Annotated in this window: 18 protein-coding genes and 2 pseudogenes; 8 read left to right on the top strand and 12 right to left on the bottom strand. The window is 66.7% G+C overall.

The window, feature by feature from the left end:
- The first annotated feature begins 93 nt into the window (after positions 1-93).
- Positions 94-1,086, top strand: a complete 993-nt coding sequence (locus tag SY91_RS18485) for a sulfonate ABC transporter substrate-binding protein (protein ID WP_124478245.1) — start codon at positions 94-96, stop codon at positions 1,084-1,086.
- A gap of 4 nt (positions 1,087-1,090) precedes the next feature.
- Here the strand turns inward: SY91_RS18485 and SY91_RS18480 are convergent, their stop codons facing one another.
- On the bottom strand, positions 1,091-1,675 hold the full coding sequence (locus SY91_RS18480; protein WP_043888659.1) for a putative glycolipid-binding domain-containing protein: 585 nt from the start codon (positions 1,673-1,675) through the stop codon (positions 1,091-1,093).
- Positions 1,676-1,872: 197 nt separating this feature from the next.
- Here SY91_RS18480 and SY91_RS18475 point away from each other — a divergent pair, with 197 nt between their 5' ends.
- Complete coding sequence (locus SY91_RS18475; protein WP_023478031.1) at positions 1,873-2,781, top strand: LysR family transcriptional regulator; 909 nt, start codon at positions 1,873-1,875, stop codon at positions 2,779-2,781.
- A gap of 3 nt (positions 2,782-2,784) precedes the next feature.
- Here SY91_RS18475 and potE read toward each other — a convergent pair whose 3' ends face one another.
- Entirely contained in the window at positions 2,785-4,170 is a 1,386-nt protein-coding gene (potE, locus tag SY91_RS18470; protein WP_023478030.1) for a putrescine-ornithine antiporter, read from the bottom strand.
- A gap of 65 nt (positions 4,171-4,235) precedes the next feature.
- Positions 4,236-6,536, bottom strand: a complete 2,301-nt coding sequence (locus tag SY91_RS18465) for an Orn/Lys/Arg decarboxylase N-terminal domain-containing protein (RefSeq protein ID WP_124591544.1) — start codon at positions 6,534-6,536, stop codon at positions 4,236-4,238.
- Positions 6,537-7,044: 508 nt separating this feature from the next.
- On the opposite strand from SY91_RS18465, the gene SY91_RS18460 reads away from it, so the two are divergent.
- Positions 7,045-9,225 (top strand): ornithine decarboxylase, encoded by a 2,181-nt coding sequence (locus SY91_RS18460; protein ID WP_023478143.1) that lies wholly within the window; start codon positions 7,045-7,047, stop codon positions 9,223-9,225.
- A gap of 223 nt (positions 9,226-9,448) precedes the next feature.
- Entirely contained in the window at positions 9,449-10,612 is a 1,164-nt protein-coding gene (locus SY91_RS18455) for an MFS transporter (protein ID WP_185921292.1), read from the top strand.
- A 36-nt stretch (positions 10,613-10,648) separates the two neighbouring features.
- Here SY91_RS18455 and SY91_RS18450 read toward each other — a convergent pair whose 3' ends face one another.
- The 3 genes from SY91_RS18450 to SY91_RS18440 all read right to left on the bottom strand — a co-directional run bounded on the left by SY91_RS18450 (position 10,649) and on the right by SY91_RS18440 (position 13,102).
- Positions 10,649-11,806, bottom strand: coding sequence for an iron-containing alcohol dehydrogenase (locus tag SY91_RS18450; protein ID WP_023474523.1), 1,158 nt, complete (start codon positions 11,804-11,806; stop codon positions 10,649-10,651).
- Complete coding sequence (locus SY91_RS18445) at positions 11,803-12,138, bottom strand: putative quinol monooxygenase (protein WP_011548055.1); 336 nt, start codon at positions 12,136-12,138, stop codon at positions 11,803-11,805. The genes SY91_RS18450 and SY91_RS18445 overlap by 4 nt, the downstream gene beginning before the upstream one ends.
- A 244-nt stretch (positions 12,139-12,382) precedes the next feature.
- Entirely contained in the window at positions 12,383-13,102 is a 720-nt protein-coding gene (locus SY91_RS18440) for an SDR family oxidoreductase (RefSeq protein ID WP_023474521.1), read from the bottom strand.
- Positions 13,103-13,236: 134 nt separating this feature from the next.
- Here SY91_RS18440 and SY91_RS18435 point away from each other — a divergent pair, with 134 nt between their 5' ends.
- The gene (locus tag SY91_RS18435) at positions 13,237-14,214 is read left to right on the top strand and encodes a LysR family transcriptional regulator (RefSeq protein ID WP_023474520.1); all 978 of its coding nucleotides are present in this window, start codon (positions 13,237-13,239) and stop codon (positions 14,212-14,214) included.
- An 85-nt stretch (positions 14,215-14,299) separates the two neighbouring features.
- On the opposite strand, the pseudogene SY91_RS18430 reads toward SY91_RS18435, so the two are convergent.
- Positions 14,300-15,340 (bottom strand): annotated as a pseudogene (locus SY91_RS18430) (RNA-guided endonuclease InsQ/TnpB family protein).
- A gap of 261 nt (positions 15,341-15,601) precedes the next feature.
- Here SY91_RS18430 and SY91_RS18425 point away from each other — a divergent pair.
- Both SY91_RS18425 and SY91_RS18420 read left to right on the top strand, forming a co-directional pair.
- A complete protein-coding gene (locus SY91_RS18425) occupies positions 15,602-16,990 on the top strand; it encodes a nucleobase:cation symporter-2 family protein (protein WP_043886346.1) in 1,389 nt (462 codons plus the stop codon).
- 187 nt (positions 16,991-17,177) lie between these two features.
- On the top strand, positions 17,178-17,603 hold the full coding sequence (locus tag SY91_RS18420) for an NUDIX hydrolase (protein WP_023474517.1): 426 nt from the start codon (positions 17,178-17,180) through the stop codon (positions 17,601-17,603).
- 61 nt (positions 17,604-17,664) lie between these two features.
- Here SY91_RS18420 and SY91_RS18415 read toward each other — a convergent pair whose 3' ends face one another.
- The 3 genes from SY91_RS18415 to SY91_RS18405 all read right to left on the bottom strand — a co-directional run bounded on the left by SY91_RS18415 (position 17,665) and on the right by SY91_RS18405 (position 19,343).
- Positions 17,665-17,877: a hypothetical protein gene (locus SY91_RS18415; protein ID WP_023474516.1), complete on the bottom strand. Its 213-nt coding sequence runs from the start codon at positions 17,875-17,877 to the stop codon at positions 17,665-17,667.
- 360 nt (positions 17,878-18,237) lie between these two features.
- Positions 18,238-19,017 (bottom strand): SDR family oxidoreductase, encoded by a 780-nt coding sequence (locus tag SY91_RS18410; RefSeq protein WP_023474515.1) that lies wholly within the window; start codon positions 19,015-19,017, stop codon positions 18,238-18,240.
- Entirely contained in the window at positions 19,017-19,343 is a 327-nt protein-coding gene (locus tag SY91_RS18405) for a nuclear transport factor 2 family protein (protein ID WP_023474514.1), read from the bottom strand. Before SY91_RS18405 ends, SY91_RS18410 begins: the two co-directional genes overlap by 1 nt.
- Before the next feature lie 92 nt (positions 19,344-19,435).
- Between SY91_RS18405 and SY91_RS18400 the strand changes: the two genes are divergently transcribed.
- On the top strand, positions 19,436-19,789 hold the full coding sequence (locus tag SY91_RS18400; protein ID WP_006479294.1) for a winged helix-turn-helix transcriptional regulator: 354 nt from the start codon (positions 19,436-19,438) through the stop codon (positions 19,787-19,789).
- 41 nt (positions 19,790-19,830) lie between these two features.
- On the opposite strand, the pseudogene SY91_RS18395 reads toward SY91_RS18400, so the two are convergent.
- Both SY91_RS18395 and SY91_RS18390 read right to left on the bottom strand, forming a co-directional pair.
- Positions 19,831-20,052: pseudogene (locus SY91_RS18395) on the bottom strand (amino acid permease); the annotation flags it as partial.
- Between the two features lie 169 nt (positions 20,053-20,221).
- A complete protein-coding gene (locus SY91_RS18390) occupies positions 20,222-21,661 on the bottom strand; it encodes an MFS transporter (RefSeq protein WP_023474510.1) in 1,440 nt (479 codons plus the stop codon).
- Between the last annotated feature and the right edge of the window lie 98 nt (positions 21,662-21,759).

The raw sequence follows: 21,759 nt of genomic DNA, 5'->3' as shown, positions 1-21,759 counted from the left end.
CCGGCCCGTTGCGTGCGTCGCCCGCATCCGGCCCGGCCCTGCGCCCGCGCCACCTTCGCGCGCGCCCCGTGAACCCGCCAGCAGGACGCCTCGATGAACGACACACCGCACGCAGACCTTGAAACGACCCCGGCGAACCCGCGCCGCCGCCAGTGGCTGCACGGCGCGGCCGCCGGGCTGGCCGGGCTCGCGCTCGGGCCGCTCGCGGCCGCACCGGCCCGGGCCGACGACAGCGGCACGCGGCTGCGCATCGGCTTCCAGAAATACGGCAACTTCGTCGTGCTCAAGGCGCGCGGCACGCTCGAGAAGCGTCTGGCGAGCCAGGGCGTCACCGTGCAATGGCTCGAATTCCCGGCCGGCCCGCAACTGCTCGAAGGGTTGAACGCCGGCGCGATCGACGTCGGCACGGTCGGCGAAACCCCGCCGATCTTCGCGCAGGCCGCCGGCGTCGATTTCGTCTACATCGGCAACGAGCCGCCCGCGCCGCAGGGCGAGGCGATCGTCGTGCTACCCGATTCGCCGATCCGCACTCTCGCGCAACTGCGCGGCAAGAAGGTCGCGTTCAACAAGGGCTCGAACGTCCATTACCTGCTGGTGAAGGCGCTCGAGCATGCGGGCCTCACGTATGCCGACATCCAGCCGATCTACCTGACCCCGGCCGACGCGCGCGCCGCGTTCGTGCAGCGCAGCGTCGATGCGTGGGTGATCTGGGATCCGTATCTGGCCGCCGCCGAACGGCAGCTCGGCGCGCGCGTGGTCGCGAATGGCGAAGGGCTCGTGCGCAACACGCAGTACTACCTCGCCGCCCGCAAGTACGCGGCCGCCCACCCGCAGGTGCTGCGCGCGCTGCTCGACGAAGTCGACGCGGTCGATCGCTGGGCGCGCGATCACGTGCCCGAGGTGGCCGCGCAACTGTCGCCGCTCGTCGGCCTCGACGCGCCTACGCTCGAAATCGCGCTCAAGCGCGCCGGCTACGGCGTGCAGCCGATCACCGACGCGACGGTCGCGTACCAGCAGAGCATCGCCGACGCGTTCACCACGCTGAAGCTGATTCCGGGCAAGCTGTCGGTCGCCAGCGCGCGCTGATCCGTCACGACGCAGACGCCGCGCCGACGCGCCGCCATTCGTCGTAGTCCGTGACGAGGCCCGCGTCGTCGATTTCGATGTCGGCCGCATACGTGCCGCTCTCGTAGCGATACACGTGCGGCGCCGTGCGCGTATAGCGCTGCTCGCCGCGCACGATGTCGAAGTCGGGAAAACGCAGCCACGCGGTGCGAATCTCCGCCGATTCGCCGACGGCGAGCGCCAGCCGCCGGATCGGCAGCGTATTGGTCGATGGACTGAAGCCAAGATCGATGTCGGTCGCGCCCGCGAGCATCGGCGCATCGACGCCGTCGATCGTCCACTGCCCCGCATCGCATGCGATGTCCCATTGCCGTGGCGGCGCCGTGCCGGTCCAATGCGTCACGCGCGCCGAGCGCGTGAACCAGTCGGTCCCGCATGCGATCGCGTAATCGATGCGAAACGGCGTGCCATCGATCGCACCCGCGACCGCTCCCGACAGCGCGATGCCCGTTTGCGACGCGTCGAGCCGGCACCATTCGGCCGCCTGCCACGTCTGCACGATCTGCCAGGCGACGCAGTGCGTGCGTCGGGCTTCATTGCGTTGCGTCATGTCGGGGCTCCTGTCGGTCGCGCGGAAGAAGGCCGATTTTCGCTCACCGTGCGAATGAACGCACGCGGCCTCGGCGGCGCCATGAACGCACCGGCCGATAGTCAGTATCGGCCCAACGCACACCATCATCCCTCCACCGCTTTGGTACCATCCGTCGATCGGTAAAAATCGAACCGGAAGACACGAGGCGCGACTTCATGGACTTGTTGGCGACGATGCGCATCTACGTGAGAGTCGTGGAGCGCGGCACGATGTCCGGCGCGGCGCGGGATCTCGACATGGGCCAACCGGCCGTCAGCGAGCGCATCGAGAAGCTCGAAAAGCATCTCGGCACGCGGCTGCTGATGCGCAGTGCACGCACCCTCGCGTGCACGGAGGAAGGCCGGATTTTCTACGAACGCAGCAAGGCGCTGCTCGAAGCGGCCGAGCTGGCCGTTGCGTCGGTGTCGAAGACGGCGCATGCGCTCGACGGCACGATCCGGCTCGCGGCGCCGCAATGTTTCGGCGAGGTCGTGCTGCCGGGCGTGCTGATGCAGATCCGCACCGCGTATCCGAAGCTGCACATCGACCTCGTGCTGAACGACGATATCGTCGATCCGGTCACCGAGGGCGTCGACATTTCGATCCGGGTCGGCCAGCTCGGCGATGGCGGCTTCATCGCGTACGCGCTCGGCGCGGTCGGCCGCGTGCTCGTGGCCGCGCCGTCGTATCTCGAGCGGCACGGCCCGATCGACACGAAGGCCGATCTCGCGAACCATCCGTTCATCCGCGTGAAAGGCGTGTTCGCGAACGAACAGGTGCCGCTGCGGCGCGACGGCGGTGCGGTCGAATACGCGCGCATCCGCACCGTCATGACCGCGAGCCACTGGCGCCCGATGTTCGACACGATCGCGGCGGGCGGCGGCATCGGCGTGGTCCAGCATCCGGCTTGCGCCGATGCGCTCGCGCATGGCCGGCTCGTGCGCCTGCTGCCGCACTACGACGTCCCCGACTTCGCGCTCAACGTGCTGGTGCACGCGCAACGGCCGCTGCCGCCGCGCGTGCGTGCCGTCGTCGATCTGCTGAAAAGCGAACTCCCGCCGCTGCTGACGCAAGGTCAGTGCTAGCCGTCACGCCTGCAGCGACTTCCCCGGCTCCTTCACGTGCGCGTCGACTTCCATCTGGTAGAAGCGCGCGCTGACGAAGCCGAACAGCGTCCAGCCAAGGAACACGCACAGGCCGCCGAGCATCAGCGCCTGCTCGCCCGAGCTGAACAGCGCGTAGAAGCTGTATGCGGTCGCGACCATCGCGATCACGTTCGTCACGAGCGCCTTGCCCGGCGGCACCTTCGCGACCTTCTGGATCGTGATCAGTGCGGCCATCGACATCACGTAAGGCACCAGGTTCGTGACGACCGCGAGATCGACGATCTTCTGGAACTGGCTGCTCAGCTCGGGGCTGATCGTCATCAGCGCCAGCGCGACCTGCGCGACCAGCAGGATCACCATGCCGACGATCGGCGTGCCGGTGCGCGTCGCGCGGGCGAACACCGGCAGGAAGTAGCCGACGTCCGCCGAGCTCTTGAACACCTGCGCGACCGTGAACTGCCAGCCGAGCAGCGAGCCGATGCACGCGATCACCATCAGCGCGGTGACGATCGTGCCGACGGTCGGCGTGAACATCGTCGCGAACGCGATGCCGAACGGCGCGTTCGACTTCGCGAGAATCGCGTTGGGCACGATCCCGGCAATTACGTTGGTCGACACGATGTAGAAGATCGCCGACGCGATCGTGCCGCCGAGCACGGCGATCGGCACGTTGCGCTCCGGATTCTCGACGGCGTCCGAGTTCGCGCACGCCGATTCGAGCCCGAGGAACGCCCACAGCGTCACCGCGATCGAGCTGCCGACGGCGGGCCCGAACGGCATGTGGTTCGGATTCCACGCGGCGCCCCAGGTCGCGCCGCTGAACCAGAACCAGCCGATCAGCGACACGACGACGACCGGAATGATCACGCCCCACACCGTCACCGCGCCGATCCGGCCGGTGATGCGCGAGCCGCCAAAATTCGCGACTGTCGTCAGCACGAGCAGGAAGATCGTCCACAGGCCCGTTTGCAGCGGCGACAGCGTCGCGTCGAACAGTACGGTGCCGTAGCCGACCGCCGTGACGCCGATCGCGACGTTGGCGATCACGAGCGACAGCCCGTACGTATAGTTCGCCATGTAGTTGCCGGCCTTGCCGAACGCGTACTCCGCGTAGCCGCCCATCCCGCCCGGCTTGCGGCTCAGCATCCCGCAGCGCGCGAACGCATAGGCCAGCGCGAGCGAGCCGCCGGCCGTGACGATCCACGACAGCAGCGAGATCGTGCCGACCTGCGCGAGCTTCGACGGCAGCAGGATGATGCCGGAGCCCATCATGTTGACCGCGGTGAGGACGGTGAGCTGCCAGACGTTCATCCGGTGCTTCTGCGCGGCCGCCGGGGCCGCGTCCGATAGGTGCGCTGCGTGTTCCATGGTGTCGATCCTTCGATGTGAGGCCGCCGCGCGGCCGGTCGCTCGTTCGTTCGCCCGGTCGGGTGTCAGGCGGTCAGGCAGTACACGCGGTACGTGCCGTCCTCGACCTCCACGCCGTGCGTGTCGTGCGCGAACCCGGGGAAACGCCGGTCGTACGCCTCGAGCGCCTTCAGGTAGCCGAGCACCGGGCCGCCGGCCGGCCCCGCGTTCTCGCCCGGCATCAACAGCGGAATACCCGGCGGATACGGCACGACGCCGGTGGCCACCGTGCGCCCGGCCAGCTCGTCGAGCGTGACCTGCTCGACGCGACCCTGCACGAGGTGCTCGTATGCGCGCACCGGGCTCATTTCCGGCTTCGGCAGGATCGAGAACGCCTCCGACATCAGGCGCGTCGTGCCGAGCTGCTCCATCGCCGCGAACATCGTGTCGGCCAGATCCTTCAGCCCCATGCCCGCATAGCGCGCGCCATGCTCCTTCGCGAGCGACGGAATCGCCATGTCGAGCGGCAGGTTCGCGTCGTAGTCGCGCTTGAAATCGCACAGCGCGCTGACGAGCGAGCCCCACTTGCCCTTCGTGATACCGATCGAGAACAGGAACAGGATCGTGAAATCGGTCGTCTTCTCGACGACGATCCCGCGCGCATCGAGATACGCGGTGACGACGCTCGCCGGGATGCCGACCGGCATCAGGCCGCCGGCCGGCGCGACACCCGGCGTGACGATCGACACCTTGATCGGGTCGAGCATGCAATAGCCGTCCTCGAGATTGCCGAAGCCGTGCCATTGCGCGCCGGGGCGCAGCACCCAGCACGCCGGGTCGCTCGCGAGCAGCTCGGGCGGCGCTTCGTGGAACGGCAGCGTGCGGCCCGTGCGCGCCTCGAGCACGGTGTCGGGCTGCCAGCATTCGAAGAACCAGTCGCCCTTCGCGCCGAATTCGCCGTTCATCCGCGCGATCATCTGCCGGAACGCGACGGCCTCCTCGATCGACTCGTGCGTCAGCGCGGCGCCGCCGGGGCCGTCCATCATCGCGGCCGCGACGTCGTTCGACGCGATGATCGCGTAGTTCGGCGACGTCGACGCGTGCATCATGAACGTTTCGTTGAACTGGCCATGCGGAATCGGGCTGCGGCCGTCGCGCACGTGAATGTACGACGCCTGCGATAGCGCGGTCAGCAGCTTGTGCGTCGACTGCGTCGCGAACACCGTCGGCCGATCCTTGTGGTGATCGCGCGGGTCGCCGTGCATCGCATGGCGGTCGCGGTAGATCGGATTGAAACGCGCGTAGCCGTACCACGCTTCGTCGAAGTGCAGCCGGTCGACGCTCGCGCCGAGCAGTTCCTCGACGCGCGTCACGTTGTAGCAAAGCCCGTCGTACGTCGAATTCGTGACGATCGCGTGCTTCGGCTGGCGATCGGCCAGCCCGGCCGCGAGCGGGTTCGATGCGATCGCCTCGCGAATCGCCACCTGCGTGAGGCGCTCCGGCGCGATCGGCCCGATGATCCCGTAGCGGTTGCGCGTCGGTACGAGGTAGGTCGGAATCGCGCCCGACATCGTCATCGCGTGCTCGGCCGACTTGTGGCAGTTGCGGTCGCACAGCGCGATCTGATCGCGGCTCACGCTCGCCATCAGGATGATGCGGTTCGACGTCGACGAGCCGTTCGTCACGTGATACGTGCGATGCGCGCCGAACACGCGCGCCGCGTAGCGTTCGCTTTCGCCGATCGGGCCCGAGTGGTCGAGCAGCGAGCCGAGTTCGCCCACCGAGATCGACAGGTCCGAGCGGAACAGCGATTCGCCGAAGTATTCGAAGAACGCGCGGCCGACCGGCGATTTCAGGAAGCCGGTGCCGCCGGTGTGGCCCGGCGTATGCCACGAGTATTCGTAGACGCGCGAGAACTTCGCAAGCGCGCCGAACATCGGCGGCAGCACGGTCGAGCGATAGCGCTCGATCGCCGCGTGAATGCGCCCGCCGATGAAGTCGGCCGTATCCTCGAGCAGCCACACGAAATCGTCGACCTTGCCCATCACCGCGGCCGGTACCGTCGACGCGACGCTGCGGTCGGCCAGCAGGAAGATCGGCACGCTGCCGTTGCGATGCCGGATCGCGTCGACCACCGCCTCGGACGGCCCGTGGCCGTCCACGCCGAGATCCCAGTCGAGCAGCACGCACTGGATCGACGGATCGGAGCGGATCAGCACGATGGCATCGTCGGCGGACGTGGCCGTCAGCACGTCGACACCGCGTTGCGCGAGCTCCGCGCTCAGCGTGCGGACCGCGCGCCCGGTCGCGGTTTCCTGCGCGATCTCGTCGTCGACCAGTAGCGCACGCATGCCGAGACGGCGAATGCCGCCGACGGAAGTATTCATGATGTTGCCCTCGCTGTTGCGTTGCTCTTCGATTGGTATCGTTCGTCTCACGAGCACGCGGGAAGCAGTCACGGGCAGCGGCATGAGACGCGCGCAATTCCGGCTTGATTCGCCATCCAGTTCGGAGCCGACTATGCCATGGATGCCTTTCGATGAGAAGCCGACGATTCGGTGAAACAATCGGCCCTTTCGAATCGGATTTTCATCATTGGATCATTTTTATGTGCGCTGCAGCACGCCAATTCCCGATGACTTGATCATGCTCATGCCGCCATGGAATTGCTGATTCCGATCGATTGAATCCGCGTGCATTTGTTGCTACGATCGGCTGCGCCGGGCCTTGCCCCATCGCGCTCGTGCCGCGCCGCGCAAGGCTTTCTGGTGCAATGCGCAATCGGCATTCAGCATTCGCGGGACCGTTTTCAATCGGCTGTAGCGCGTATCGATTCACGATTGCGTCCCGGCGCGAATGCGGCTCCCGTTTCAGGTCATTTACCGGAGAGTTCGCGTGAGCCTGTTGAAAATCGCAGTCGAGCCGGCGCTGATCGGCGCCTTTCTCACCACGCATGAACAGGTCGACGTATTTCAGACCGATTTCACGAATATCGCGGCCATCGTCGTCGGCATCGATGCCGCGGAAAAGATACTGAAAACCGTCGAGCGAACCGGTTTCGCGATTCCGTTCTTCGTCGCGGTCGAGCCCGACCAGGAAGTGCCGCCGTCGGTCCTGCCGCGCGCGAGCGGCGTGATCCAGCTCCGGCACGGCGGCCGCCATTACTACGGACGGCAGATCTCCGCCGCCGCCGACATCTACAGCGAGAACCTGCTGCCGCCGTTCTTCAAGGTCATGCGCGACTACGTGCAGCGCGGCTATGTCGAATTCGACTGCCCGGGCCACCAGGGCGGCCAGTTCTTCTCGAACCATCCGCTCGGCCGGATGTTCTTCGACTTCTTCGGCGAGACGCTGTTTCGCGCGGACCTCTGCAACGCGGACGTCCGGCTCGGCGACCTGCTGATCCATGAAGGGCCCGCGCTGGAAGCGCAGCGCAACGCCGCAAGGATCTACAACGCGGACAAGACCTGGTTCGTACTGAACGGCACGTCGACGTCGAACAAGGTCGTCACGAGCGCGCTGCTCGCGCCCGACGATCTCGTGCTGTTCGACCGCAACAACCACAAGTCCGTGCACCTCGGCGCGCTCGTGCTGTCCGGCGCGCGACCCGTCTACCTCGAGACCGCGCGCAATGCGTGGGGTCTCATCGGCGGCGTCGACAGCGCGGCGCTCGGCGAAGCGCGCATTCGCGACGCGATCCGCGACGTCGCGCCCGAGCGCGCCGACCTGCCGCGCCCGTTCCGGCTCGCGGTGATCCAGCTCGGCACCTACGACGGCACGATCTACAACGCACGCGAAATCGTCGACCGGATCGGGCATCTGTGCGACTACATCCTGTTCGATTCGGCGTGGGTCGGCTACGAGCAGTTCATTCCGATGATGCAGGACTGCTCGCCGCTGATGCTCACGCTCGGCCCGGACGATCCCGGCATCTTCGTCACGCAGTCGGTGCACAAGCAACAGGCCGGCTTCTCACAGACGTCGCAGATCCACAAGAAGGATCGCCACATCGAAGGCCAGAAGCGTTTCTGCGATCACCGGCGCTTCAACAACGCGTACATGATCCACGCGTCGACGAGCCCGTTCTACCCGATGTTCGCGGCGCTCGACGTCAACGCGCAGATGCATGCGGGCCCGGCCGGCAGGCGCCTGTGGCGCGACTGCGTCGCACACGGCGTCGATGCGCGCAAGCTGCTGCTGAAAACCTGCCGGCAGATCCGTCCGTTCGTCCCGCAAGAGATCGACGGCCGCCCGTGGGCCGACTATCCGACCGAGCAGATCGTCGACGACCTGCGCTTCTTCCGCTTCCACCCGGCCGACACGTGGCACGGCTTCGAAGGCTATGCGGACGACCAGTATTTCGTCGATCCGTGCAAGCTGCTGCTGACCACGCCCGGCATCGATCGCGACACGCACGAATACGCGGCGTTCGGCGCACCGGCGCCGATCCTCGCGCGCTACCTGCGCGAGCACGGCGTCGTGCCGGAGAAGGCCGACCTGTACACGATCCTGTTCCTGCTCACGCCGTCGGAGAGCTTCGGCAAGCTGCAGCATCTGGTTGCGCACCTCGCGCAGTTCGAGCGCCATCTCGACCAGGACACACCGCTGCGCGAAGCGATTCCGTCGCTGTGCGAAGCATATCCGGAGCTGTACGGCACGATGCGCCTGCGGCAGCTGTGCCAGCGCATGCACGACTTCTACCGCAGCCACGACATGAAGCACCTGCAGAAACAGATGTTCCGGCGTGCGCAGTTCCCCAAGCAGGCGATGCTGCCGCAGGCCGCGAATGCCGAGCTGATCCGCAACAACGTCGAGCTCGTCACGCTCGAGCGCATCGAAGGCCGGATCGCGACCGAAGGCGCGCTGCCCTATCCGCCCGGCATCTTCTGCGTGGTGCCCGGCGAAGCGTGGGGCGGCCCGGCGCTCGACTACTTCCGCGCGCTCGAAGCCGGGATCAACGCACTGCCGGGCTTCGAGCCGGAAATCCAGGGCGTGTACCTGCAAACGAAGCCGGACGGCACGAAGCAGGCGTCGGCCTACGTGGTCGCGGCCGGCGCCGACGCGGCGCGCATGTAAGCGCGGTGGGCGGCGGCGTGCCGCCCCCCGTCCTGTTCTCCGCGTCCGCCGCCCGACGCCGCCACGACCGCACGCCGGCACTTGCGCGCGTTCCGACCGTGCGGTACCGTCCTCCTTTCCGGGATAACCGAAGCCTCGCGTCGAAACCCATCCGTCGATTCGATCCGATGCGGCCGCGCCCCTGCCCGGCGCCGTCGCATCGCGCGTACAGGAGGGGTTTGCGTTGGACGTTCGCGTGTATCTGCTGGCCGCCGCCGTGTTCCTGGCCGGCGTTGCCGAAAACATCTGCGTCGGCATCCTGCCGGCGATCTCCGCCGGCCTTCACGTCTCGATCGCCGCTGCCGGACATCTCACCACGATCTTCTCCGCCGTGTTCGCGCTCGCCGCGCTGGTGGCGGCCTCGTTCGTCGCACGGGTCGAACGGCGCACCGCGCTGCTCGCGGCGCTCGGCGCGTTCGCGGCCGCCAACCTGTGCGCCGCCGCAAGCCCCGGCTATGCGAGCCTGTTCGCTGCGCGCGTGCTGATGGCCGCGAGCTGCGCGACGCTGATCCTCGTCGCGACGCGGTTCGCGGCGGAACTCGCGCCGGTGTCGCAACGCGGCCGTGCGATCGGCATCGTCTTCATGGGGATCAGCGCATCGCTCGTGCTCGGCGTGCCGATCGGGATGCGCATCGCCGAATGGGCCGGCTGGCGCGCGGTGTTCGTGTCGATCGCGGTGGCCGCGCTGCCGCTCGGGATCTGGCTCGCGCGTGGGCTGCCGCGCATGACACCGGCCGCGGCCGGCGCGCCCGGCATGCCGTCGTATCGCGCCGTGCTGTCGCAACCGCGATTGCTCGCCGCGCAATGTGTGTCGATCGCAATGATCGGCGGCCATTTCACGCTGTTCGCGTATCTCACGCCGTATCTGCAGGCCGTGCTGTCGCCCGGCGCGGCGGCGCTCGAAGGCTTGTACGTCGCGTTCGGGATGGCCGGCGTGACCGGTGCGTGGCTCGGCGGGTTCTGCTCGGATCGGCTCGGCGCAGCGCGCGCGCTGTGCGCATGCCCTGCCGTGTTTCTCGTCGCGATGGCCGCGCTGCCGGCGGCCGGTGCGTCGCCGCTCGTGTTCGTGCCCGCGATGATGCTGTGGGGCGGCATCAGCTGGTCGATCTCGCCGATCGTGCAGAACTATCTGATTCACACCGGGCCGACGCTGGCCGATGCGAGCGTCGGCCTCAACGTATCGGCGATGCATGCGGGCGTCGCGCTCGGATCGGCGCTCGGCGGCGTGCTCGTCGGGCGCGATGCGCTGCTCGTTACACCGTCGGCCGGCTGCGTGCTGGTGGCCGTCGCGCTGGCATGCGCGTGGGTCGCGGCACGGCCCGCTCGGCAGGCCGTGCGCGCATCTTGAATCGTGCCGGGCGACGCGCCACGCCCGCCCGCCGCGTCACCAGGCCTGCCGGTAAATCTCCAGCGCGTCGGCCTCGGTCACCTCGCGCGGATTGTTCACGAGCAGGCGTGTCTGCAGCATCGCGTCCGACGCCATCCTCGGCAGGTCGGCCTCGCCGATACCGACCTCGCGCAACGTGCGCGGAATGCCCGTCGCGACGATCAGCCGGTCGATCTCCGCGATCAGCGCATGCGTTTTCGCTTCGTCGCTACCCGTGGCCGACGGCGCGACGATGGCTGCCAGTTCCGCATACAGCGGCGCGGCGGCCGGCGCATTGAAGCGCAGCACGTGCGGCAGCACCAGCGCATTCGACAGCCCGTGCGGCACGTGGAAGATCCCGCCGACCGGATAGGCCAGCGCGTGCACGGCCGCGACCGGCGCATTCGCGAACGCCTGCCCCGCGAACATCGCGCCGACCAGCATCGCTTCGCGCGCGTGCCGGTTCTGCCCGTCGTCGCAGGCGGGCAGCAGGTTGCGCGACAGCAGCGTCAGCGCGTGCGTGGCCAGCATGTCGGACACCGGATTCTTCAGCCGCGCGGATGTGTACGCCTCGATCGCATGCACCATCGCGTCGATGCCGGTGGCGGCCGTCGCCGCGCGCGGCAGGCCGAGCGTGAGTTCCGCGTCGAGGATCGCGACGTCGGCGAACAGATGCGGCGACACGACCCCCATCTTGCGCGCCTCGCCGACCGTGACGATCGACACGGCCGTGACCTCGGAGCCCGTGCCGGCCGTGGTCGGCATCTGCACGAGCGGCAGCCGCGCGCTCGCGACCTTGTCGACGCCGTACATGTCGGCCAGCGCCTGCTGCCCCGGCGCGAGCACCGCGATCAGCTTCGCGACGTCCATCGACGAGCCGCCGCCGAGCCCGAGCACGATCTCGGCATCGGCCGCGACGGCCCGCGCGGTGGCTTCGAGCACCACGTGCTCGGGCGGATCGGCGATCACGTCGTCGATCACGGTGACCTGCCAGCCGTGCGCGGCGAGGCTCTCCAGCGCGGGCGCGAGCACGCCGCTGCGATGCAGGAACGCATCGGTGACGACGCACAGCCGCACGAGCGCCGGAAAGCGTTCGCGCAACAGCGCGCCGAGCCGGCGCGCGGCGCCGAATTCGACGATCTGGGTCGGAACGGTACGGAATTGAAACGGGTTCATCGGGTGCCTCCCGGTGGCGTCGCCGTGCCAGTGTCCGGCTGCACCATGTAGCGGGACACGTCGCGGCGATCGAGCAACGGCATGATCGCCCCGATTCCGATCCGCTGGAAATGCGGCGTTTCCCGATGCGCGTCGAGGCCGTCGGCATCGCGATAGCGTTCGAGAATCACGATGTGGTCGGGGTGCTCCGGCGACCGGAAATACGCGTAGTCGAGATTCTTCGGCTCGGCCCGCGTGGCCGGCGCAAGTTCCGCAAGCAGTTCGATCACGCGGTCGCCGTTGCCGGGCTTCGCGAAGTAATGCGCGATGACCTGCAGGTAGGGTTCGTTCATGCTGCGCTCCAGGTTCGACACAAGCCCGTCATGACGGGAGCGCACCCCAGCCGCGATGAACCGGATGGATTCAAACGCGATGAGGCGGCACCGTATCACTGACGCGTCGTCGCATTGTATTGAATCGGCACGGCCTTCGCAGTGCCGCGACCGGCCGCGAAAACATCGAACCCAATCCCTCACGGCACGCTCACGGCGAACAGGAGCCCGGCCGGCCGCCCGTGCGCTTGCGCCACCACGCTGCTTACCAGGGCACCGTGCGTCCCAGATAGTCGAGGTATTCGAGCCCGGGCCGCGCCCGCTTCGCGAGCAACACGTCGACGAGGCTCGGCACGCTCTCCTCGATGGTCAGGCGTGCATCGGGTCCGCCGAGTTCGGTGCGGACCCAGCCGGGCGCCATCAGCGCCAGCGCGCGGCGCGTATCGGCCTGACGTGCCGCGAAGCTGCGCATGAACTGGTTCAGCGCCGCCTTGCTGCCGCGATACACCTCGCGCATTCCGGTCACGTTGTTCGCGACGCTGCCCTGCCCCGACGACATGGCGCCGATCAGCCCGTCGTCGGTCACGAGATCCTGCAGCGTCTCGATCGCGCGCATCGGCGCCAGCGCATTCGTGATCATCACGCGCACGAATTCGTCGGTCGTCACTTCGCCGATCGTTTCATTCGGATCGTTGGTCGTGCCGGCATTCACGAACAGCACGTCGAAGCGCCGGCCCGACAGGCGCGCGCGAAGCGCGGCCAGTTGCGCGGGCTCGCAGATGTCGAGCGTGCCGATCTCGAGCCGGCCATCGAACCGGTCGGCCAGGTCGTGCAGCTTCGTGCGTCCCGATCCTTCGCGCACCGTGCCCGTCACGTGCCAGCCCTTGTTCAGGAATGCCTCCGCCATCGCCAGCCCGAGGCCGCGCGACGCCGCGACGAGGAGGATCGCGGGGGCGTTTCGTCGATTCGATTCAGTCGATTGCATGGTTTCTCGCCTTTGCCGTGTTTCGTCATGCGACCACTATAGGCGGGCACCACGACAGGCGCCAGACGCACCGGATGCAATCCATCGTTGCACCGAACGCCATGTCAAACCGCACAGTGGCGTATCCTGTCCACATGGAAGACATCGACCTGAACCTCGTCACCGCGCTCGATGTGCTGCTGTCGGAAGCCAGCGTGACCGGCGCCGCGCGCCGGCTGGGCCTGAGCACGTCCGCGATGAGCCGCACGCTCACGCGGCTGCGCACCGCCACCGGCGACCAGTTGCTCGTGCGCGCCGGGCGCAAGCTCGTGCCAACGCCGCACGCAGCCGCGTTGCGCGACCGCGTGCATGCCGTCGCGAGCGACGCGCGCGCCGTGCTCCGGCCGGCGACAGCCGACGTCGACCTCGCGACGCTCACGGCCACGTTCACGATCCGGGCGGCCGCGTCGTTCATGGAAATGCTGTCCGGCCCGGTGGTGGCCGCACTCGGCGACGTCGCGCCGCGCGTGCGTATCCGCTTCGTCCCGAAGCTCGACCGCGACCCGCAAGCGCTGCGCGACGGCACGGTCGACCTCGAAATCGGCAAGCGCGGCGACGACGCACCCGAGCTGCACACGCGCATGCTCTTTCACGACTGGCACGTCGCGGTAGCGCGCGCCGGCCATCCGCTGTTCGCGTCGGCCCGGATCACGCCCGCGCGCTATGCAGCCTGCCGCCACGTCATGGCGGTCCAGCTCGGCGATTTCGGCGGGCTGGCCGACGATTCGACCGTCAACGCGGGCGACGGCCCCGTCGTGCACGTCGTCGTGCCAGGCTACCCGGACGCGATGCGTGTCGCGGCCAGCACCGACCTGATCGCGCTGGTGCCGCGCTCGAGCCTCGGCAACGCGTGCTCGCAGGGGCTCACCGAAGCCCTCGGGCTGCGCAGTTTCGAGATCCCGGTCCGTCTGCCGGCGATCCTCGTGTCCGCGCTGTGGCATCCGCGCATGCACGGCGACCCCGTGCATCGCCGCCTGCGCGATACGGTCATCGCCGTGTGCCAGCGCGCGTATCCGGATTCCCGGCCGCCACGCACCGCGGCGCGCGGCAAGGGGACGCCTGCCGCTGGCTGACCGCCGGCCGACATCCCGCCGCTCAAACCAGCCGGCCGCCGCCGTCGATGTGCAGGATTTCGCCATTCTTGACGTCCTCCTCTCCCTAAAGGGAGAGGATTCCCACACCTGGCGATGCACGTCCGCATCGGAGAATGTTCAGCGCAGCGTTGATATCTCGATCATGCTCGACACCACAGTCACTGCAGGCCCATTCTCTTACTCGCAGTCCTGCGATACCTTTCGGCCGCGTCGTGCTGTCTTTCGACCCGCACGCCGAACAGGACCGGGTGGAACTCCTTTCGTCGACTTCCTCGAACGTGGCCCCGTGCGCGATCGCTTTGTAGCGGAGCTTGTTTCGGAAGGACGACCAGGATGCGTCGTAGACGCTCTTCGCCATCCTGGTTCTGGCGAGTTTTGCGGCCGACACGTTGCCGACCGCGATGTAATCGAAGCGCCGCACCAGATCGAGCGCGAGCTTGTGCTGAAAATCGGCACGGACATTTGCCACTTTGGCGTGCAACTTCGCGATATGCCGCTTGTGCTTGTGCGCACGGTGCGCTTTCGCCAGCTTTTCCGCCGCTCGTCGGCCGAACCGGTCATTGGGCAACTTCTCGCCGGTCGAAAGTGTGGCGAAGTCTTTCAGGCCGAGATCGATGCCGACGCCGGAACGGATCGGACGAGCCTGAACATCGGGCATCTCGATCACGATGTTGAGGAACCAATTACCACGCGCATCCTGCGCAAAGTTGGTGCCGTCCTTGATCTTGCCTTCGGGAAGCGATCGGCTGTTGAACACGCGGAAGGTGTTGCCGGCGAAACGGAACGCGTCACCCTCGCGCTTCAGGTCACGCCCCTTCAGCGGCACCCAGCCCAGCGATTTCCTGCCGCGATAGCGCAGGTAAGGGCGTCGACGCTGGCTGCGCGACTTCGCGTATTGCTCGCACGTTGCGTTGACCGTGCCGGAGTGGATGCCGAGCGCCTTGCTGCTGCCGGTCGTCAGCACGTTCAGATCGAATCCCGTCGGCCACTTCTTGTTCCACTTGAGCGCGTGCTTCTGCGTGTCGTTGCAAAAGTTCACCGCACGGCTCTACTTGTTAAGCAGTCCGTTGAGCGATTTCACGCGGTAGCGGTAGACAAGGATCATGCCGGCGATCCTAACCCGTGGAAGAAGCTGCCTGTCAACTGCACGCCCTTCCTTCCCGCCATCAATGGCGGGGTTTCTCGGAGCAACTGATGAAACGATTGCCCAGCAGGGATCGCCACGCAGCCGACCCGCTGATCGCCGGGGCCGATCGGGCGCCTTTTCCACGCGCCGCCGAATCCCCCTATCGCGGCCCGGCCGGGCCGCGCCGGCAGCCCCTTCGGCTAAAATGCCGCACTTTCCATCTTGTCCGGCCCGCTCGCCATGCAACCCGCCTCCTCCGCCCCCTCCGCCTCCCATGGCACCGACGCCGCAGAAGCGGCCCGCGACCTCGTCTACGGCCCGAACGACCGGCCGGCGCCGATGGTCGCGTTCGTCGCCGCCCTCCAGCACCTGCTCGCGATCATCGTGCCGATCGTCACGCCCGGCCTGTTGATCTGCCAGGCGCTCGGCGTGTCCAGCCGCGATACGACCCTGATCGTGTCGATGTCGCTGGTGATTTCCGGCATCGCCACCTTCGTGCAGTGCAAGCGCTTCGGCCCGCTGGGCGCCGGCCTGCTGATCGTCCAGGGCACCAGCTTCAACTTCGTCGGCCCGCTGATCGCCGGCGGCAGCCTGATGGTCAAGCAAGGCACGCCGGTCGAGACCGTGATGGCCGCGATCTTCGGCGTCGTGATCGCCGGGTCGTTCGTGGAGATGGGCGTGTCGCGCATCCTGCCGTTCGTGAAGCGCCTGATCACCCCGCTCGTCACCGGCATCGTCGTGCTGCTGATCGGCCTCACGCTGATCAAGGTCGGCCTCATCAGCATGGGCGGCGGCTACGGCGCGATGGCCAAGGGCACGTTCGCGAGCGCGGAGAACCTGACACTGTCGGGCCTCGTGCTCGGCACGATCATCCTGCTGAACCGCGTGCCGGTCGTCTGGGTGCGCAGCACCGCACTCGTCATCGCGCTCGCGATCGGCTACCTCGCGGCCGCGTTCCTCGGCCGCCTCGATTTCACCGGCATGCACCAGGCCGCGCTGTTCCAGGTGCCGACGCCGCTGCACTTCGGCATCGGCTTCTCGTGGGCGCTGTTCGTGCCGATGCTGATCATCTACCTCGTCACGTCGCTCGAAGCGATCGGCGACGTGACGGCCACCAGCAAGATCTCGAACGAGCCGGTCGAGGGGCCGGTGTGGATGCAGCGCATCAAGGGCGGCGTGCTCGTCAACGGGGCGAACTCGCTGCTGGCCGGCGTGTTCAACACGTTCCCGAGCTCGGTATTCGCGCAGAACAACGGCGTGATCCAGATTACCGGCGTCGCGAGCCGTCACGTCGGTATCTGGATCGCGGGCATGCTGGTGGTGCTCGGCCTGTTCCCGGTCGTCGCCGGCGTGCTGCAGGCCGTGCCGGAGCCCGTGCTCGGCGGTGCGGCGATGGTGATGTTCGGTGCGGTGGCCGCGTCGGGCATCAACATTCTCGCGGGCGTCCATCTCGACCGTCGCGCGCTGCTGATCATCGCGGTGTCGCTGGCGCTCGGCCTCGGCGTGTCGCAGGTGCCGGACATCCTGAACAGCCTGCCCCATGCACTGAAGAACGTGCTGGAATCGGGCGTGGCGACGGGCGGCATCTGTGCGCTCGTGATGAACTGGTTCCTGCCGGAAAAGAAGTAATCGAAGGAACCGCGCGACGGCGCGGTGCGCGGGATGGGCCGCACCGTGCGTCGCGCCGGCCGGCACCGGCCTCCGGGTGCCGGCGCGGCATGGCCCTCGCCATCGCGGGAGCGCTCAGGCAGGCCCTGATCGTCAAACCCGGTCAGGCCGCCTTGGCCGATCGATTTGGGCTGGTTAGAATCACGGCATGCCCCTGATCCTCACGCCCGACCACGCCCCCGAAACGAGTGCCGTCCCGATCAAGGAACGCGCGACCGTCGTCTGCTATCGCGATGAGCGCGTGTTGCTCGTCACGCGTGCGGCGTCGCGCTGGGCCCTTCCCGGCGGCACGATCAAGCGTGGGGAAACCCCGCTCGAAGCCGCGCATCGCGAATTGTGCGAAGAAACGGGCATGACCGACCAGGATCTGGTGTACTCGATGCAGTTCACCGGGCTCGCAAAGATCCACCACGTGTTCTTCGCGGAAGTCGGGCCGGACCAGACGCCGCAAGCGAGCAACGAGATCGCGAAATGCAAGTGGTTTCCGATCGACGGTGTCGACCGCCTGCGCGCGAGTATTCCGACGAAGCGAATCGTCGAACTCGTCTACGACCACGAAATCCGCAAGACGTAGCGCACGCCCGAGCCGTCTGTCGGCTCGCGTCGATCGTCGCGAATCAGTGGCGCGCGAACGCTCAGTGCGAGCGTTTTCTTCGCAGTTCGTGCGTCGAATAGACGACGAGGAAAATGCCCAGCATCGCGGCGCCCGACGCCATGAAGTCGTTTGCGCTGCCCGCGCTGCGCAACGCCGCGGGGAAAATACCCAGACTCAATCCTGCCCCAGCAAGAAGCAATCCTGCTGCCACGCCCCAGATCGGTCCGGCGGTCTTGTCGATTTTGTTTTTCATACAGCACCCGTCTACAGTCATGACCTGAACGGTATCGGCAAAAAGCGCCGCGTCTACCTTCAGTCATTCCACTATAACCGGAACAAAATCCGCAAGCTTCTGGTGCTTTTCCCGATCAAGTTCCGGCGATCGGAGTCGTAACGTGCCGCACCACCGTTTCTGCGCCGGACACGTGGGGCGAATCGTCGACCTGAACGCGATTGTCGACCACCAGGCCCAATGCGCCGCGTGCCGGGACGCCTCATTCGTGGTCGTGATACGCCTGCATCGGCGGGTCGCCGTCAGCCCGCTCGCATCGCGTGACGGGTCACTTGTCGATCATTCGCTGTCATCCGGCGTTGGCGATGGCCACTCGCATGCTCACGCAGTCGGAATCGTGCCGCCATCGATCACATACTCGACGCCGGTGATCGACGCGGCACGCGGGGACGCCAGGAAGGCGATGAGATTCGCCACTTCACCGGGCGTCGACGGCCGTCTCAACGGAATGCCGCCAAGCGAATCCATGATGATCTGCTTGCCGCCTTCATAGTCGGTTCCCGCCTGGGCGGCGAGCCGTTCCGCGAAAGCGACGGCCGCTTCGGTTTCGATCCACCCGGGCGCAACACGGATCACGCGAATGCCCTTGGGCGAGACTTCTTTCGACAGGCTCTTGCTATAGGTGGAAAGCGCCGCTTTCGCTGCCGCATAGGCGGTGGTCGATTCCGGCAACGGAAGCGCGCGCTGGATCGACGTGACGTGAATGACGACCCCTGCGCGGTGTGCCAGCATGCCCGGCAACAATGCGCGGTCCAGTCGAACCGCGGGCAGGAGATTCAGGTTCAGTTCGTCATGCCAAGCATCTTCGCTCAATGCAGCGAAACCTCCGGCAGGTGATCGCGAACCGCCCACGACGTGGACGATCACGTCGACGCCGCCAAAGTTGGTCGTCACTGCCTCGGCCACTGCTTCGCAGCCCTCGACGGTTGCCAGGTCCGCCGCGACGAAGATGTCGGCGGGCGTATCGGCCGGTGGCGTGCGCGCGGTGGTGAGTACCTTCGCGCCGAGTTCGCGGAACAAGCCGACGACGGCCTTTCCGACACCCATCGTCCCGCCCGTCACCAGGACGCGCTTGCCCTGCAATTCCAGCGTCATGGCCATCAGTGGATCTCCAGCGACCGGATCTGGTCGCCGGCCAGATCAAACACGTGATCGAGTTGCACCGGGCTTCCCGGGAAGTTGCCGTCGACCCTGGCTCTGACCGTCACGCGATCGCCATCCCGGGAGACGGTGACAGGCTCGACCGCAAACTCGAATTGCCCGCGCGACGTGCGTTTCCACGACTCGATCGCGTCGTGCCCCCGGTGCGTCCGGCCCTCGTCGACGACGACCGCATCCGGCGTGAAGCAGTGCGCGGCCCGACGCGTATCCGCGCCGTTGCTGAATTCGAAATAGGCGTGAATCGGGTCTGGCAGTAACAGCGTCATGTCTGCGTTCTCGCTATGGGCTTTCATGACGGACATTCTCGTCATAGACTAACCATTCCACAAGAACGCACTAAAAAGTAAGTGACTGAGCCATGGGAAAGGAATACACGCCAGCGACGGCTGCGCTTGGGGTAGAACAGGTGATTCAGCTGCTTGAAGGTCGCTGGAAATTGATCATCCTGTTCCATCTCTTCGACGGAAAAGTGCAGCGATATTCGGATTTCGAACGATTGATTCCAGGCATTTCCCAGAAGATGCTGGCGCAGCAACTGAGGCAACTGGAAGCCGACGGAATCGTGTCGCGCAAGCTGTATGCGCAGGTGCCGCCAAAGGTGGAGTACCGGCTCACGGATTGGGGACAGGCGTTGTGCCCCGCACTGGACGCCATGCTGAAATGGGCCGAGCAACGCGCGTGCTTCTCGTCATCACCCGAGTCGGCAGAATGACCGGGCCTGTCGGCTGATGCGCTGCGCGCTGCCCGCCTCGTTCAAATCGCCACTTCCGGGGGTGCCTGGCGAAACAGCCGCGTAATCCAGCACAGATACACGAGCCCGAGCACGAGCGCCGCCTTCTCGACGCTCACGAGCAGCCAGATATCGGACACCGCGCCAATTGCGGGAAAGACGAGCCTGCCGAACACGCCGATCCGGCGTTCGCCGTGATTGCCTGAAAGGTACAGGCGAATCACGCACGGATTGACGGCCGTGTATTTCTTCGGCCGGCAGCGCAACGACAGCAAGGTGTGGTCGTCCGCGCAGTTCATTACGTTCCAGTGAAGCGGCCGCCGGCTCCGATGCGTGATGGCAATGAACCCGGGCGAGCAGACATACGTGGGCGTGCACGCCGGATCACGCCCGTTTTACACCATGCGCATCGCCTCAGCGGCATAGCTCCTCGAGACGCTTGCCGTTCGTGTTCGGCCCGAAAATCCCGATCGACAACACGACAACCAGCATGCATGCGGTGATGCCGGCAAACACGCCGACCACGCCGAAATCCCGCAGTAGCGCGGCAATGATGAAGCCGGACATCATTGCGCCGACCCGGCTCGCCGAATACACGAGCCCGTTCGCGCGGCAGCGGATCGCGGTCGGAAAGAGTTCGGCCTGGTAGGTGTGGTAGCACACGGAGATGGTCTGGCCCGCCAGGCTGATCAGTACGCCGAGCGCGATCAGCAACGCGGCGGAGCGCGCGAAGGCAAAGGCGATGCCGCATACGATGACCATGACCGCACCGCCGACGATCAACCATTTGCGCTGAACCCGATCGGCATACAGTATCGCGAGCATCGGTCCCACCGGCAGCGCGAACGCAATGACGAACGAATACAGCAAACTCTTCGTCACCGTGATGCCCTGACCGATCAGCAATGTCGGCACCCAGTTGGCGAAGCCGTAGTATCCGATCGCCTGGCACAGATTGAACACGACCAGCATGACGAATCGCGACCGATACGGGGGGTGCAACAGCTCCGCGAACGAAGCGCGACGATGCAGCGGCTGGTCGACGATCGGCAGCGGCGGCGACAGCGGCGCCCTCGCCTGCCGCGAGACGATCCCCTCGATCCTGCTCACGATGGCGTCGGCCTGCTCCGGACGGCCATGCGATGCCAGCCAGCGCGGGCTTTCGGGCACCGAGCGGCGGATGAACCACACCAGCACCGCGCCGACGGAACCGGCCAGCACCACGACGCGCCAGCCGTCGATGCCGAAGACCGTCGTCGGCACGAGCCAGTACGACAGAATCGCGGCCACCGGGGCCGCCGCGAACATCACCATCTGGTTGAACGCCATCGCACGTCCACGCATGTGTTGCGGCACGATCTCGGTCACATAGCTGTCGATCGTGACGATCTCGACACCGACACCGATGCCCGTGACGAAGCGCCAGAAAACGACCGCTTCGGGCGTCGTCTGGAACGCCATGATCGCCGAGCCGACCGAATACCACAGCAGCGAAATCGTGAACACCGATCGGCGCCCGAAACGATCCGGCAGCCAGCCGAAACAGAACGTTCCGACGAACAAGCCGGCGAAGGTCGCCGCGATGAACCCCGCGATGCCGGTGAATCCGAAGAACGCATGCGTGGTCGTCGCGAGCAGCCCGCTTCTGGCCATGCCAGGCGCGATGTAACCGGTGAAGATCAGATCGTAGATCTCGAAAAAACCGCCGAGCGAGATGAGCAATACGAGCATCCAGAGATGTCGCGTAACGGGCAAACGGTCCATCCGTGCGGAAACGGCCGCGCCAGGCTGAATGCCGACGTGCACGCTGGATGCGGCGAGCGGGGGCCCGCCCGCGGTAACGGTCTGCTGCATGGCTATTCTGTCTCCATATGATCGTTTTGTTCGGCCTCGCTCAGTCGGCCGATTCGCGGGCCGCGGCCGACGGCATGCGCCAGCCGGCATCGCGCCCC

Origin of the sequence: Burkholderia cenocepacia, from assembly GCF_014211915.1 — a bacterium.
Taxonomy (GTDB): Bacteria; Pseudomonadota; Gammaproteobacteria; order Burkholderiales; family Burkholderiaceae; genus Burkholderia; species Burkholderia orbicola.
The sequence above is the reverse complement of the archived record's forward strand: the minus strand, read 5'-3'. Positions and strand labels throughout refer to the sequence as shown.

Bases quoted from the DNA above. Each gene is read 5' to 3' on its own strand.
- SY91_RS18485 (WP_124478245.1), top strand. From the start codon at position 94: ATGAACGACACACCGCACGCAGACCTTGAAACGACCCCGGCGAACCCG.
- SY91_RS18480 (WP_043888659.1), bottom strand. From the start codon at position 1,675: ATGACGCAACGCAATGAAGCCCGACGCACGCACTGCGTCGCCTGGCAG.
- SY91_RS18475 (WP_023478031.1), top strand. From the start codon at position 1,873: ATGGACTTGTTGGCGACGATGCGCATCTACGTGAGAGTCGTGGAGCGC.
- potE (WP_023478030.1), bottom strand. From the start codon at position 4,170: ATGGAACACGCAGCGCACCTATCGGACGCGGCCCCGGCGGCCGCGCAG.
- SY91_RS18465 (WP_124591544.1), bottom strand. From the start codon at position 6,536: ATGAATACTTCCGTCGGCGGCATTCGCCGTCTCGGCATGCGTGCGCTA.
- SY91_RS18450 (WP_023474523.1), bottom strand. From the start codon at position 11,806: ATGAACCCGTTTCAATTCCGTACCGTTCCGACCCAGATCGTCGAATTC.
- SY91_RS18445 (WP_011548055.1), bottom strand. From the start codon at position 12,138: ATGAACGAACCCTACCTGCAGGTCATCGCGCATTACTTCGCGAAGCCC.
- SY91_RS18440 (WP_023474521.1), bottom strand. From the start codon at position 13,102: ATGCAATCGACTGAATCGAATCGACGAAACGCCCCCGCGATCCTCCTC.
- SY91_RS18435 (WP_023474520.1), top strand. From the start codon at position 13,237: ATGGAAGACATCGACCTGAACCTCGTCACCGCGCTCGATGTGCTGCTG.
- SY91_RS18425 (WP_043886346.1), top strand. From the start codon at position 15,602: ATGCAACCCGCCTCCTCCGCCCCCTCCGCCTCCCATGGCACCGACGCC.
- SY91_RS18420 (WP_023474517.1), top strand. From the start codon at position 17,178: ATGCCCCTGATCCTCACGCCCGACCACGCCCCCGAAACGAGTGCCGTC.
- SY91_RS18415 (WP_023474516.1), bottom strand. From the start codon at position 17,877: ATGAAAAACAAAATCGACAAGACCGCCGGACCGATCTGGGGCGTGGCA.
- SY91_RS18410 (WP_023474515.1), bottom strand. From the start codon at position 19,017: ATGGCCATGACGCTGGAATTGCAGGGCAAGCGCGTCCTGGTGACGGGC.
- SY91_RS18405 (WP_023474514.1), bottom strand. From the start codon at position 19,343: ATGACGCTGTTACTGCCAGACCCGATTCACGCCTATTTCGAATTCAGC.
- SY91_RS18400 (WP_006479294.1), top strand. From the start codon at position 19,436: ATGGGAAAGGAATACACGCCAGCGACGGCTGCGCTTGGGGTAGAACAG.
- SY91_RS18390 (WP_023474510.1), bottom strand. From the start codon at position 21,661: ATGCAGCAGACCGTTACCGCGGGCGGGCCCCCGCTCGCCGCATCCAGC.